The organism is Myroides oncorhynchi (assembly GCF_020905415.1).
In the GTDB taxonomy this organism is placed as follows: Bacteria; Bacteroidota; Bacteroidia; order Flavobacteriales; family Flavobacteriaceae; genus Flavobacterium; species Flavobacterium oncorhynchi_A.
Map to the genome: position 1 here is coordinate 3599660 of NZ_JAJJMP010000001.1, position 14299 is coordinate 3613958.

At 34.0% G+C, this 14299-nt stretch carries 13 protein-coding genes, 4 tRNA genes and 1 pseudogene; 12 read left to right on the forward strand and 6 right to left on the reverse strand.

The genetic code is table 11. The annotated features are described in order from the left end of the window. Positions 1–8: 8 nt before the first annotated feature. The 3 genes from LNQ81_RS15590 (at position 9) to LNQ81_RS15600 (ending at position 1750) form a co-directional block, all read left to right on the forward strand. The gene (locus LNQ81_RS15590) at positions 9–683 is read left to right on the forward strand and encodes an ABC transporter ATP-binding protein (protein WP_229948326.1); all 675 of its coding nucleotides are present in this window, start codon (positions 9–11) and stop codon (positions 681–683) included. 40 nt (positions 684–723) lie between these two features. Beyond that, entirely contained in the window at positions 724–930 is a 207-nt protein-coding gene (locus tag LNQ81_RS15595) for a DpnI domain-containing protein (RefSeq protein WP_229948328.1), read from the forward strand. Positions 931–991: 61 nt separating this feature from the next. Continuing rightward, on the forward strand, positions 992–1750 hold the full coding sequence (locus tag LNQ81_RS15600; RefSeq protein ID WP_229948330.1) for a TIGR02757 family protein: 759 nt from the start codon (positions 992–994) through the stop codon (positions 1748–1750). A 154-nt stretch (positions 1751–1904) separates the two neighbouring features. Here the strand turns inward: LNQ81_RS15600 and LNQ81_RS15605 are convergent, their stop codons facing one another. The 3 genes from LNQ81_RS15605 to LNQ81_RS15615 are packed head-to-tail and all read right to left on the reverse strand — an operon-like array spanning position 1905 to position 5432. Beyond that, entirely contained in the window at positions 1905–2822 is a 918-nt protein-coding gene (locus LNQ81_RS15605) for a Ppx/GppA phosphatase family protein (RefSeq protein ID WP_229948332.1), read from the reverse strand. A 10-nt stretch (positions 2823–2832) separates the two neighbouring features. Continuing rightward, positions 2833–4944 (reverse strand): polyphosphate kinase 1, encoded by a 2112-nt coding sequence (gene ppk1, locus LNQ81_RS15610; protein ID WP_229948334.1) that lies wholly within the window; start codon positions 4942–4944, stop codon positions 2833–2835. Between the two features lie 2 nt (positions 4945–4946). Beyond that, the gene (locus LNQ81_RS15615) at positions 4947–5432 is read right to left on the reverse strand and encodes a SixA phosphatase family protein (protein ID WP_229948336.1); all 486 of its coding nucleotides are present in this window, start codon (positions 5430–5432) and stop codon (positions 4947–4949) included. A gap of 171 nt (positions 5433–5603) precedes the next feature. Here LNQ81_RS15615 and LNQ81_RS15620 point away from each other — a divergent pair, with 171 nt between their 5' ends. The 6 genes from LNQ81_RS15620 (at position 5604) to LNQ81_RS15645 (ending at position 7597) form a co-directional block, all read left to right on the forward strand. Next, complete coding sequence (locus LNQ81_RS15620; protein WP_229948338.1) at positions 5604–6149, forward strand: DUF4199 domain-containing protein; 546 nt, start codon at positions 5604–5606, stop codon at positions 6147–6149. Positions 6150–6158: 9 nt separating this feature from the next. Further along, on the forward strand, positions 6159–6977 hold the full coding sequence (gene kdsA, locus LNQ81_RS15625; protein WP_229948340.1) for a 3-deoxy-8-phosphooctulonate synthase: 819 nt from the start codon (positions 6159–6161) through the stop codon (positions 6975–6977). 150 nt (positions 6978–7127) lie between these two features. Next, positions 7128–7211: transfer RNA gene (locus tag LNQ81_RS15630), tRNA-Tyr, on the forward strand. 48 nt (positions 7212–7259) lie between these two features. Beyond that, positions 7260–7340, forward strand: a tRNA-Tyr gene (locus tag LNQ81_RS15635). A gap of 51 nt (positions 7341–7391) precedes the next feature. After that, positions 7392–7472, forward strand: a tRNA-Tyr gene (locus LNQ81_RS15640). Between the two features lie 44 nt (positions 7473–7516). Then, a tRNA-Tyr gene (locus LNQ81_RS15645) sits at positions 7517–7597 on the forward strand. Positions 7598–8095: 498 nt separating this feature from the next. On the opposite strand, the gene LNQ81_RS15650 is transcribed toward LNQ81_RS15645, so the two are convergent. After that, complete coding sequence (locus LNQ81_RS15650) at positions 8096–9223, reverse strand: aspartyl protease family protein (protein WP_229948342.1); 1128 nt, start codon at positions 9221–9223, stop codon at positions 8096–8098. 459 nt (positions 9224–9682) lie between these two features. Between LNQ81_RS15650 and rlmD the strand changes: the two genes are divergently transcribed. From rlmD to LNQ81_RS15665, 3 genes and pseudogenes are all read left to right on the forward strand, one after another. Next, positions 9683–11095 carry a 23S rRNA (uracil(1939)-C(5))-methyltransferase RlmD gene (gene rlmD / locus LNQ81_RS15655; RefSeq protein ID WP_229948344.1) on the forward strand — a complete coding sequence of 471 codons (1413 nt, stop codon included), beginning with the start codon at positions 9683–9685 and terminating at the stop codon, positions 11093–11095. A 56-nt stretch (positions 11096–11151) separates the two neighbouring features. Further along, positions 11152–11481, forward strand: coding sequence for a DUF2185 domain-containing protein (locus LNQ81_RS15660; RefSeq protein ID WP_229948346.1), 330 nt, complete (start codon positions 11152–11154; stop codon positions 11479–11481). A 705-nt stretch (positions 11482–12186) separates the two neighbouring features. Further along, positions 12187–12291 (forward strand): annotated as a pseudogene (locus LNQ81_RS15665) (IS5/IS1182 family transposase); the annotation flags it as partial. Between the two features lie 46 nt (positions 12292–12337). On the opposite strand, the gene LNQ81_RS15670 reads toward LNQ81_RS15665, so the two are convergent. Continuing rightward, positions 12338–12916: a LutC/YkgG family protein gene (locus tag LNQ81_RS15670; protein WP_229948361.1), complete on the reverse strand. Its 579-nt coding sequence runs from the start codon at positions 12914–12916 to the stop codon at positions 12338–12340. A 7-nt stretch (positions 12917–12923) separates the two neighbouring features. Continuing rightward, positions 12924–14297, reverse strand: a complete 1374-nt coding sequence (locus LNQ81_RS15675; protein ID WP_229948363.1) for a lactate utilization protein B — start codon at positions 14295–14297, stop codon at positions 12924–12926. Positions 14298–14299 lie beyond the last annotated feature (2 nt).

A 14299-nucleotide genomic window follows, 5' to 3' on the forward strand; every position in this document is an offset into this window, starting at 1 on the left:
TCAAGATAATGATAAGAGCAACTAATATTCACAAGCACTACGACAAACTAGAGGTTTTAAAAGGAGTAGATTTACATATTAAAAAAGGAGAAATTGTTTCTATTGTTGGAGCTTCTGGAGCAGGTAAAACAACTTTACTTCAAATATTGGGAACTCTAGATAAACCTACCGATACTAGCAATACAACTCTATTTATTCACGGTCAAGATATACTCAGCTTAAAAGATAAAGACATTTCTAAATTTAGAAATCTAAACCTTGGTTTTATCTTTCAGTTTCATCAGCTTTTACCTGAATTTACAGCATTAGAAAATGTATGTATACCTGCTTTTATCGCCAATAAAGATAAACAGGAAACTGAAAAAGAAGCTATACGCCTACTAGAGTACCTGGGTTTATCACATCGTATAAAACATTTTCCATCAGAATTATCTGGAGGTGAACAACAACGTGTAGCAGTAGCTAGAGCGCTAATTAACAAACCTCAAGTCATCTTCGCAGATGAGCCTTCTGGTAATCTTGATACTCACTCTGCTGAGAACTTGCACAAATTATTCTTCAAACTTAGAGATGAATTAGGTCAGACTTTTGTCATTGTAACTCACAACGAGGAATTAGCCAATATGGCTGATAGAAAACTAACAATGGTGGATGGACAGATTAAACACAATCAAAGTATATAACACAATTAAAATCATCTTCCTCTCCTTAAAAATAATTAAGATGGAAATTATATTAAATTCAACTATTACTTGCCCTAACTGTGGCAGTACAAAATTAGAAGAAATGCCAACTAATGCTTGTCACTTTTTTTATGAATGCGAAAATTGTAATACTGTTCTAAAACCAAAAGATGGTGACTGTTGTGTATACTGTAGTTATGGAGATGTAAAATGTCCACCTATCCAACAAAGCAAAAGTTGTTGCTAATAAGAATAACCACATAGTAGTACACAATAATCACTTTTAAGATACTAAACACTACCTCATAATGACTACTAATGAACTAAAGGATTTCTTAGACGAGAAAGTCCTTCTTTATAACAATCCTTCCTTTATACAAGATGATCCTATACAAATACCACATCTCTATACTCTAAAGGAAGATATAGAAATAGCTGGATTCTTAAGCGCTACTATAGCATGGGGTAATAGAAAAATGATTATCAAAAATGCTCATCGCATGATGGAACTCATGGGTAATTCTCCTTATGACTTCGTAATGGAACACCATGATGACCAACTAGAGAATCTTGATTCTTTTGTTCATAGAACTTTTAATGGCGTTGACTTTACTTCTTTTATAAAAGGGTTAAAGCATATCTATACAAATCACAATGGACTCGAAAGTGTATTCGCAAATGTTACTTTACTGATGCAAGAGAGAATCTCTAACTTCAAGAAACTATTCTTTGAGATAGAGCACCCTACTAGGTCTGAAAAGCATATATCTGACCCTTTAAAAGGTTCGGCTGCAAAAAGACTGAATATGTACCTACGTTGGATGGTCAGAAACGATAACACAGGAGTAGATCTAGGAATATGGAATACAATCAGTACAGCTGATCTATCTTGCCCTTTAGATGTACACTCAGGTAATATGGCAAGAAAGCTAGGTATCCTAAGCCGTAAACAAAATGACGCAAAGGCACTAGCTGAATTAGATGCTGCTTTGCGTCGTTTTGATCCGATAGACCCAGTCAAATATGATTTTGCTCTATTTGGACTAGGTGCTATTGAGAAGTTTTAATCCAAAATCCGCAATAGATAGATAAACGAAAAGCAATTATACAAGATAGGTCTAAATTAGCTCTACCATCATACTATAGTATGGTTTTAGAGTTAATGAAAGAACTATGAAGTAGAATTGCCTTACAGTATTTGGCTATTGCGGGTTTTTTAATTTAGTAATCTATCACTTGATAGTCTAGTTTTACTTTATTGTAATATAATGCCTTAACTATACCGTCAGATACTCCTATTTTCGGAACATAGATATATTTGGCACCACTCCATTTCATGGCGTTATTATAAATGTTAATCGCCGGTATAATAACGTCAGCACGGTCTGGATTAAGTCCTAATAACGAAATACGATCATCATAAGACATCTTACTTAATCTTAGCAACTGCTTGTGTAAGTAAAAATATGAAAGAGGCTTATCCTGAGTCTTACCAGACATTTTGAAGATTTTATTAATATTCCCTCCACTACCGATAACGATTAGATCTTTAAGCCCTTTTGATTCTTCTTTAATCCATTGTTCAATATCTGTCCATACTTGTTTTTCAACCATATTGTTTAACAGCCGAACTGTACCATTTTTAAACGATCTCGAAGTAAGCTGTTTCCCTTGATCAAATAATGTGAATTCAGTACTTCCACCTCCTACATCGATATAAAGAATACTATTGCTACTATTAATAAAATGTTTTAAATCAGATGAAGCAATAATCATTGCTTCTTTCTTCCCATCTATAATACTAATCTTAATTCCCGACTCTTTGTAAACACGATCTACAATAGGTTTTGCATTATTAGCTTCGCGCATAGCACTAGTAGCGCAAGCCATAAATCGATCTACTTTATTTACTTTCATTAATAAATAGAAAGCTTTCATTGCATCTACCATACGATCTTCTGCCTCCTGAGACACTGCCCCAGAAGTAAAAACATCTTGTCCTAATCGTATCGGAACACGTATTAATGAGCTCTTACTAAAAATAGTTTCTTTTCCTTCCTCTTCGATTATATTTAAAATTAATAATCGCATTGCATTGGAACCTATATCTATAGCTGCATATTTCTTTATCCTTAGCATATATACAATTCTATTTTTTTAACTTATTTTGATAATACTTATACATTTCTTGTTGCGAATGGAACATATTTTCTTTTGTATATCCTCGATATTTATTAGACAAATCTGCAGTCTGGTACCTTGTCTTGTAATTTCCTTTCCATCCTATATTGAAAGTATCTATAAGCTCTTGTTTCACCACTTCATCATAAATTGGGCAAGTTACTTCTACTCTTTCATCTAAATTTCTTGTCATAAAATCCGCTGATGAAATAAAGACTTCTGGTTTATTATTATTGCCAAAAATATACACTCGAGAATGCTCTAAGAAACGATCTACAATACTGATTGCTTCAATATTCTCACTCATTCCTGGAACACCTGGTATTAAAGAGCATATCCCTCTTATAATCAATTGAATCTTCACGCCTGCATTACTAGCCTCATATAGTTTATCTATCATTTTTAAATCAGATAAACTATTCATTTTTAAACGAATAAATGAAGGCAATCCATTTTGTGCATTCTTAATCTCTCTATCGATTAACTTCACAAAGCCTTTACGGGTATAATGAGGGGATACTAACAGGTGTTTATACTTGTGCACACGGTAATTAACCTGTAAGAATTCAAATACCTTAGAAACATCTTTCATCAGAGAATTATGACTTGTAAATACTGTGACATCAGTATACACCTTAGCTGTACTCTCATTAAAGTTTCCTGTTGAAATAAAGCCATAACGCTTTACCTTTTTATTCTCAAGTCGTTCTACTACACATATTTTGCTGTGCACCTTTAATCCTTTTACACCGAAGATTAACTTTACCCCTTCTGATTGCATTAACTCAGAATAAAAAATATTAGTTGCCTCATCGAAACGCGCCTGTAACTCTACCTGAGCTACAACTTTCTTTCCATTCTTCACAGCATTAATCAATGAACTAATAATCTGTGAATTCTTTGCCAATCGATACAATGTAATTTTTATAGACAATACCTGCGGATCCAAAGCTGCTTCTCTTAAAAACTTAACTAAATAAGAATAAGATTGATATGGAGTATAAATCATATAATCTCTCTTCTGAATCTGCTGAATGATACTATCTTCTAAATTTAATCCCTTTACAGGTACAGGCACTTGTTTAGGATAAGTAAGATCTATTCTCCCAGTTGTAGGAAAACTCATATAGTCACGTCGATTGTGATATCTTCCTGAAGGAATAATACTATCATTCAATTCTATTTCGACATTCTCTAATAAGAAATCAAGCATCTCTTGATCCATTTCTTGATCATAAACGAAACGCACTATAGCTCCTTGCTTTCTATCACGTACTCCACTAGATATCTTTTCTACAAATGACTTGTGTAAATCAGTATCAAAATCCAATTCGGCATCACGAGTAACTTTAATCATAAAAGCCGATTCTGCTTTAAAGTCAAAAATACTAAAGATTGAATCCAAGTTATATCGGATGATATCATCTATCATCATAATATATTTTTTATCATCTTCTGAAGGAACTTCTACAAATCGATTTACAATGTTAGGTATCTCAATTACAGCGTAACGAATAGCAGAGTTATCTCTCTTCTGTTTATTTGTTTGATGTTTCTCTACCAATAGAGGATCTATCTCTAGCTTTACAACCAAATAACCATGAGTATCTCTTAATAATGGGAACTCAGCCAAGTCACTTAAGATAATTGTAACCATATCTGGTGAGACTTGATGTAAGAAAAAATCTTTGACAAAAGCTTGTTGCTTATCATCTATCTCCTGTTCATTCACCATAAATATCCCTTCTTCTTCTAGTTTGCGTTCCACATCATGTAAAATGCGAACACTTTCTTTCTGAAGTTCAATAACCCTAGCTGTAATTTGAGCTAATAAATCTTTTACGATTACTCCACTCCCTAGCTTTCGATTACTTTCTCCTGTAAGAGTCATTCTTCGTATTGTAGCATAGCGAACTCTAAAAAACTCATCCAAATTATTTGAGAAAATACCGATAAATCGTAGTCTTTCTAACAGGGGAACAGTTTCGTCACCCGCCTCTTGCAAAACTCTCTCATTAAATGACAACCAACTTTGCTCGCGGTCTATATATTTATATTTTACTGTATTTTGTGTATTCATTTCTATTTTAAGTCTCGTGGGAAAATGGTTAATTCAGTAGAACCTTTTTCTATTGCTGCCCAGTCATCTGTATCAAAATTAATTATTACAACGCCTGATGTGGGTACATTGTCAAAAGTTTCGCTACCAAATTTATTAACAAATTTCGTGATTGCAGCATTATGACCAAAAAGAATTAATGTATCATGCTCATTTTTACAGTTTTTTATTGCCTCCACTAATTGTGAGCGTTCAAATGTGTAAACATCCCTGTTTTCAATAATACAATCCATATTGATCTCCATATTTTGACAAAATATAGTTGCTGTTTTTCTAGCTCTCTTGGCTGGGCTAGTCCACACAATGACTTTAGATGGTAAATGACCTATTAATGCATGAGACACCAAATGTGCATCATTTACTCCTCTCTTTGATAACGGGCGTGACAAATCATCAGTAATGGCTTCCCAGCACGATTTTGCATGTCTAATAAGGATTAGTTTTTTCATAATAGTTTTATTTATTGGTAGATTATTGTGTTTTTTTTAGTATATGCATCACATTCCTTGCCAAGAACAACATAAACTTATCTAAATCTAATAAAAAATATCAATATAAAATATATTTTATGCTATAAAATAAAAACTTTACTTTTGAACTATTAATTATAAAACAGAATAATGAGGAATTTCTCTATTGAATTTAAATGGGCTTCTATAGCTACTTTAGCTGCTTTAGTATGGATGTTTATTGTCAAATCACTAGGTTTTCATGAGTTAGAAAAGATTAGATATGAAGTCGGACTTCAATTAATTTTCAACCTTGGACTTACTGTATTTTATTGGCTGGGTATTAGACAGAAGAAAAAAGAGTTTTACAATGGAGTTATTTCTTGGCAACGTGCTTTCTTATCTGGACTTGTCATTTGTATTATGATTACCTTCTTCTTCCCTCTTATACAGTACATCACATTCATGCAAGTGACTCCTAACTTTATGAATACGTTACAAGTGGCAATGACTACACAAACCAAAATGCCTCTAGAGGAAGCTATTAACTATGCATCATTTGATATATACTTGCGAAATGGCGTAACCAACAACCTGTCTTTTGGTGTTGTAATTATCGCTATTATTTCGTACTTTATTCAAACCAAAAATGCTGCTGAAATAGTAACTACTCCACAGCAAAAAAAGAACAATAAACGAAAATATAACAATAAATAAACAGATCTTATGAATCTAAATAATATACCCTTAATCAAAAATGTGGACGCTGATAACTTCTTTTTATTAGCTGGTCCTTGTGCTATTGAAGGTGAAGAAATGGCAATGCGTATTGCAGAAAAACTAGTTACAGTAACAGATAATCTTAAAATTCCTTTTGTATTCAAAGGTTCTTTTAAGAAAGCTAATAGATCTCGTATTGACAGCTTTACTGGTATCGGAGACGAAACAGCTCTTAAAATCTTACAGAAAGTAGGTAAAGAGTTTGGCGTTCCTACAGTAACTGATATCCACGAAAACTCTGATGCTGCCATGGCAGCTGAATATGTAGATGTATTACAAATCCCAGCATTCCTTGTAAGACAAACTGACCTGGTAGTAGCTGCAGCAAATACTGGTAAAGTAGTCAACCTTAAAAAAGGGCAATTTATGAGTCCTGAGAGTATGAAGCATGCCGTACAGAAGGTATTAGACTGTCATAACGATAGTGTTATGGTTACTGATAGAGGTACAATGTTTGGATACCAAGATATGATTATTGATTATAGAGGTATTCCTACTATGCAACAATATGCTACTACAGTATTAGATATTACACATTCTTTACAACAACCTAACCAAGCTTCTGGTGTTACAGGAGGACGTCCTGATTTAATCGAGACTGTTGCAAAAGCTGGTATTGCAGTTGGTGTAGATGGATTGTTCCTAGAAACACATTTTGACCCAGCAAATGCGAAAAGTGATGGAGCAAATATGCTTCACTTAAACTACTTTGAAGATTTGATGAAAAAATTAGTTGATATCAGACAAACAATCAATAAATTTTAAAAAAATATTTTAACACTACTTTTTTTATAACCAATCAGTTAGATAAATTGAGGTGAGAAAAGTAGAAAAAAAAGCCTTGCATCTCTTGCAGATTAAGAAAACAGCACTATATTTGCACCGTTCTAAACAAACAAGATAAGCAAAAGCTTAGGGGAGATACTCAAGCGGCCAACGAGGACGGACTGTAAATCCGTTGGGTAACCTTCGCAGGTTCGAATCCTGCTCTCCCCACCAAACGTTCATTAACAAGAAAATATTACTTAGATATAACCTTTTTAGGAAGGGGAGATACTCAAGCGGCCAACGAGGACGGACTGTAAATCCGTTGGGTAACCTTCGCAGGTTCGAATCCTGCTCTCCCCACTAATAAAGTCATATTGTATAAAAATCATAGTCTAATTTAACCTTTTAGGAGGGGAGATACTCAAGCGGCCAACGAGGACGGACTGTAAATCCGTTGGGTAACCTTCGCAGGTTCGAATCCTGCTCTCCCCACGAAGACTTTTTATACAATATATTATCTAAGTTACCTCTTAGGAGGGGAGATACTCAAGCGGCCAACGAGGACGGACTGTAAATCCGTTGGGTAACCTTCGCAGGTTCGAATCCTGCTCTCCCCACAATAAAAAAGCGATCAATTGATCGCTTTTTTTGTTTTTAATATTACTTATTACACTTCGCTTTTTAATATTAAAAAGCTTAAAGATTTAGCTTCCTACTCTTCGTCTTGTACGTCCTTAGAATTTCTTTGAGGATTACTAGCCCAGAACGCTTTTCTCAACGAAATGTGTATAAAACCTTCTAACACAACTCTAACAACTAAGATTAATCTCCTTAAACCCAGAATCAGCGTTAGCCAAATACTACAAAGCGATTCTATGTCATAGCTCTTTCATTAGCGCTATAACCATACTATAGTATGCTTAAATCACTAATTCAGATCTATTTTGTATAATTTCTTTTCCTTTATATGTCTATCACATATTCTGGGTTAAACAATCTGATAAATCATTTATCAAACTCTATCTTACTTCACTATTTCACCTACTTTTTTAGGAAAAAAAAACGATAATACGTTTTTATACCTATCATCGCCTTCATTCTATTAGTTACACTATTTACTTCAGTGTTATTTTCTTTCCATCTCTCATCACCACAAGCGTTGGTCTATCTTTTGTGCGCTGTAAGTATTTTCTATAGCCACACATTTTATCCATAGAGACTCCATCTATAGACAACACTACATCTCCTAGCCTAACCTCCTTCTCCTTTTCACCAATAGCTGCTATTATATACTGTTCATCTATATAAGCAATACCATAACCGATTTTCTCTAAAGTTGCTGTAACTGTGCTATCCTGAACCTTTTTAAAATATAACAGTTTAAATGAAGGCAAATAGAAAAAATGAAATTGCTTAATAAATTCCACGCCCATCTGATAAGTACTATAACTAGCTGTATAAGTAAGCTCCTCTTTATCTAATACAAGCTTTCCTAAACTCAACGTTGCATCTTGAGTGATTAATGTTCTACTTACAGATTCATTCATACCAAATGCCCCTACACTACCTACACTAATATAGGTATTATACTTTAGCCCACTCAAATATCCTAACAATCCACGATCTGCACTCACTGTAAGATAACCGTTATCTCCTGTATCAAAGAGAAATGGTCTCTTCTGTCCTTTTCCTATAGTTCCAGGAATAACGATACGTGTATCGTTATTATATTCTAGATTCTCTACTGATATAAACTTATCGTTCAACAACCTATCTACCAGTTCAGGTGAAAAATCCTGTAGAATAATCTCTTTTTTTATAGGATCCACTTCTAATACCTTATTCTTATAAATAACATTCCCTAATACGCCATCTATCTTATAACATTTAAAGATAGGATCATTAACCATAGGAAAAGATTCAAAATCAGTAAAAGGCAAACCTTTAAAAGTATAATTACCCACTTTAAGACTATCCACATATAATGTAGGTATAGCCTGCACCACATTATTAGCATCTTTAGCTGCAATATGTTCTCCTTCATAATATTCTTCTAATAAGCTAGCTCTTATTGACAATCCATCCCAACCAGTATCAAAGAGAAAAGTCATTGGTTGATTATTAACTTTTAAATCAACTAACATCCAACCTGAATCATCATTATACGGCAATCGAATAGTCTGTCCAAATCCAGTAAAAGTGGACATTACAAAAACAAACAGTAAGAAATTTATAAACCTCATATAGCATTATATTATTTAACTAAAATAGCCTTTTATTTTGACTGTTTTAAATCTTTAAGAATAATTGTCTTCTTTTTTAACAGACCATTATTTATTCTTTTAAAAAGTCTTCAACCTACTTCAATCACTCCATTAGATTACATTAAACCCACATTAGCTAAATACTACAAAGCAATTCTACTTCATAGCTCAATAACCATATTATAGCATGCTGATATCACTAATTCGGATCTGTTTTGTATAATTGCTTTTTACTTATATGCCTATCACATAATCTAGATTAAAAGTAAATACTCTATCATCCATATAAAATAGACATCTTAAGTACCCCCTCTTCCTCACTATAATCATAAACACTGTTATTCAATATCTTAAAACACAGAATAAGAACTTATATAAACTCATTATGAATAAGCTACAGTTATGTTATTCAAATGAAAATAAACTTATTTTTGCGGCATGAGTAGAAAAAGAACAGAAAGAATCGTATTCGAAAACGTAGAAGTCCTTGATGCAGGTGCAAAAGGCGTTTCGGTAGCTAAAGCTCCAGATGGGAAAGTTATCTTTATTCCTAACGTAGTTCCGGGAGATGTGGTAGATGTACAAACATTCAAAAAGCGCAAAGCTTACTATGAAGGCAAAGCAGTAAACTTCCACAAGTATTCTGAACAAAGAATAGAGCCAGTATGTGAACACTTCGGAGCATGTGGTGGATGTAAATGGCAAAACATGAACTATACGCAACAGTTGTTCTATAAAAACCAAGAGGTTTTTAACAACCTAAAGCGCATAGGTAAAATAGAATTACCTGAATTCGAACCTATTTTAGGCTCGAAAGAAACTCTATTTTACAGAAATAAGATGGAATTTTCTTTTTCTAATGCTCGTTGGTTAACACCAGAAGAAGTAGCTAGCGGAGTAGAAATGGGCAAAGAAAATGCACTAGGATTTCACATTCCTAAAATGTGGGACAAAATCTTAGACATTCAAAAATGTCACTTACAGCAAGATCCTTCTAATGATATCAGAAACGAAATCAGAAGATTTGCTAATGAGAATAACCTATCTTTCTTTAATCCTCGTGATCAAGAAGGTTTATTGCGTACATTAATGATCAGAACTGCCTCTACAGGGGAAGTAATGGTGATGATACAATTCTTCTATGACAACAAAGAAGAACGCGAATTATTAATGGACTTCTTAACTGAACGCTTCCCTAATATCACTTCATTACAGTATGTGGTAAACGGAAAAGCTAATGATACTATCTATGATCAAGATGTAGTATTATATAAAGGTCGCGATTATATCTTAGAAGAAATGGAAGGTCTTAAATTTAGTATCAATGCTAAATCGTTCTACCAAACTAACTCTGAGCAAGCTTACGAATTATATAAAGTAACTAGAGATTATGCAGGTCTTACAGGTAGCGAACTAGTATATGACTTATACACAGGTACAGGTACTATCGCACAGTTCGTCTCTAAAAAGGCTGGCAAAGTAGTAGGTGTAGAAGCAGTACCAGAGGCTATCGAAGATGCTAAACTAAACGCTGAACGCAATAATATTACTAACTGTGAATTCTTCGTAGGTGATATGAAGAATGTGTTTAACGATGAATTTATCGCTACACACGGTCACCCTGATGTGATTATTACTGACCCTCCTCGTGATGGTATGCATAAAGATGTAGTAGAGATGCTATTAAAAGTAGGTGCTAAACGCATCGTGTATGTAAGCTGTAACTCAGCTACTCAAGCACGTGACTTGGCACTTATGAATCATATGTATAAAGTGATTAAAGTACGTCCAGTAGACATGTTCCCACAGACGCACCACGTAGAAAACGTAGTATTATTAGAACTTAGATAATAAATACATAAAGGGCAATCTTCTCGATTGCCTTTTATTTTATAAACATATTGACAATGAATCAAGACAACAACATTCCTGCTGAGGCTACCAAGAACCTAGTAGGTGATATCGGATTCTGCTTAGTATCTGCTAAAATTATGATCTTAGGCGAAAACGTAGATTATATGTACCGCGAAGAACCAAACTCTGATACAGATAGCGGATGGAGATTCTTAAGTAATACAGAAGACGAGGAGTACTTAGATAATCCTGAGAATACTGATATTTACAGTGTCAATGCTGTAGCACATAACGACAAAGCGATTATCCCTTACTTAAAATTACCTATAGGAAGTGAATTAGCTCGTATAGAGGGAACTAATGAGTTCGAAATATTAGATTAATTTCCACACAATATATACAGAAATAGCTACTAGTAAACAAGCTAAAATCATTCATATTATAACTTTATTATTAACTCATATCCAAATACAAATCTTAAATTCTATTCTATAAGGTTATCTTGATTTTTAAAAATCAGTATTTATTTAAATCAATCTCATTCTTATACATTCAATTTAATTTCATAAATTCATCTTAACTTAAAATTTCTATTTTATTAGAAATCAATGACTTTAACCCAAAATAAGCGATAGTCCTATAGATCAAAAGTAATTATATAAAGTAGAATTGCTTTGTAGTAGTTGGCTAATGTTGATTCAGAGTTAGATTCATCTAAGGATTATTTTTTATATCCGTTATCCCCAAAAAAAAAGAAACTTCCTTATTTGTCAGTTTCTATCTATGATGTTCTTATGCGGTTCGATATGAAATCATATTGACAGCATCTTGTATCCATAGTGACTCCATTAAAAAGGCTCTTTTAATGGACTCACTATGGACTCATGTGCAATATCAAATACATAAAAATGGCTCTCTTTCCCATTAATGTATGTTGTTCTGATTATTTTTAAATATTAGCCCCGTAGATTGGTCTAAAAAATGATTGAACACTAATATTCAATACTTTATAAAGGTATGTATTAAAAATAAAATATTTTGCTCCACCCTTGTTTTTTATAATCTTAAATTTATAAAGTCAAGATGGGCTCAATAGATTTGACACCACACTTTCTAGTTGGATGGCGTGGAATTTCATGGCTTTTATTGTTATAGGACTAAAGAAATTTCAGAAAACTAAAAAGTCAAGATGACTTCAAATAAAAGAGAGAGGCTCGCCTCTCTCTTCTATTTTTATATCTATTTCAGAATTACTGTCAAGCCTTTAGGCCCATGAGCACCTACTACTAAAGCTTGCTCTATATCTGCTGTCTTAGAAGGTCCAGATATAAATACTCCAAAGCCTTTTTCGCTTGGAGTAATCTTTAGATATGCCTCGTGCATATTATTAACCAATTTAGAGCGATCTAAGACGATAACTAAATATTGAGTAATAAAGTATAGTGCCTTGTACTTTATTTGCTGAGGGATCCATATACACCCATTCTCACATACACCGAAAGCACCTTCTATAATCGCTAAGTCTACATCATTAAGATCTTTAGAACTCTCTACACTATCTGGATTCAAAGTTGTCAAAGTAATCTCTTTCATTATCGAAGCTATCTCTTTAGCTTCTGGATATAGAGAGCGAATCACTTCATTAATATCTTCTCCCTCTTTTAGGATCACAGCATCCCCTCCTACTGCCTTACAAATCTCTACGAATTGTGTCAGTTGATCTTCAAAGCTTATAGAAGTCAAGTTCATCTGAGGTTTTTCAAAAACCTGTTTTGTATTGCGTCTTATATTATTTAATATTTGTTCTCTACTACTCATAACCTCTTTATTGTTTTTTTACTTTCCCTTTCTTCCACATCTCTGTAAATGATTCTTTTGCGAAGTTTGGCAAATCTCGTCCATCTTCCCATTCTTTTAATCCGAAGGTTAGAGAACGTGGAGCATACTTCGCTAATGAACTAATTTTCAGGCTTGTTCTAAACAAAGCAGGATGCGTAAATAAAAACTGCATACCACTAGATATAAGCTTTTTAGATGAGTTTGCCTTACCTAAAGAATCAAGGTCTTGGCGCCATCTATATATTTGATCTGCCAAATCTATTTTCACTGGGCACACGTTGTTACATGAATAACAAAGTGAACATGCAGATAAATTCTCACTGTGCTTTTCAGGGTCTTTTAGCATCCCAAGATTAATACCGATAGGCCCAGGGATAAAGTAGGTATATGAATATCCTCCACTGCGTCTATACACAGGACAGGTATTCATACAGGCTCCACATCTGATACAGTTAAGAGATTTGATATGTTCATCCTGACTTAGAATATTACTTCTTCCATTATCTACTAAAATAATGTGAAACTCACCACCTTCAATAGGCTTTCGAAAATGAGATGTATAAGTAGTAGTTGGTTGCCCCGTCGCTGATCGAGCTAATAAACGAGTGAATACACTCAAGCTTTCGTAATCAGGAATAAGCTTCTCTAAACCCATCGAAGCGATATGAAGTTTAGATAAAGAAGTTCCCATATCAGCATTCCCCTCATTAGTACATACAACAATCTCTCCAGTAGCAGCGATACCAAAGTTCACACCTGTAATAGCTGCATCTGCAGTAAGAAAGTCATTTCTTAACGATGCTCTAGCAGCACGAGTCAGATAAGTCGGATCACTATTGCCTTTTTCAGTATTTAATTTCTCAGCAAACAACTCTCCTACCTCTTCCCGTTTCATATGGATAGCAGGAAGGACTATATGCGAAGGCGCTGTGCCATTAAGCTGTAAGATACGCTCACCTAGATCACTCTCTACTACATCTATACCTTTTGTCTGTAAGTAATGATTTAAGTCACACTCTTCTGTTAGCATAGACTTACTCTTCACGACCTTCTTAGCATTGTGCTTATTTAGTATTTCTGCCATGATAGCATTGTGTTCTTCAGCATCTTTAGCCCAATGCACAATCACTCCATTTGCTTTTGCATTTGTTTCAAATTGCTCTAGATACAACGCTAGGTTACTTACACTATGCAGTTTTATCTTTTCTCCCAATGCTCTAAGCTCCTCCCATTCGGGTAAAGTCCTAGACATTCTGTCTCTCTTCTCTCTAACGAACCACAAAGCATTATCATGCCAAGTAGCTCTCTCTTTGTTCTGCTGAAATAGATCAGCATTCTGTGCGTGTTTTGTACTACTCATAA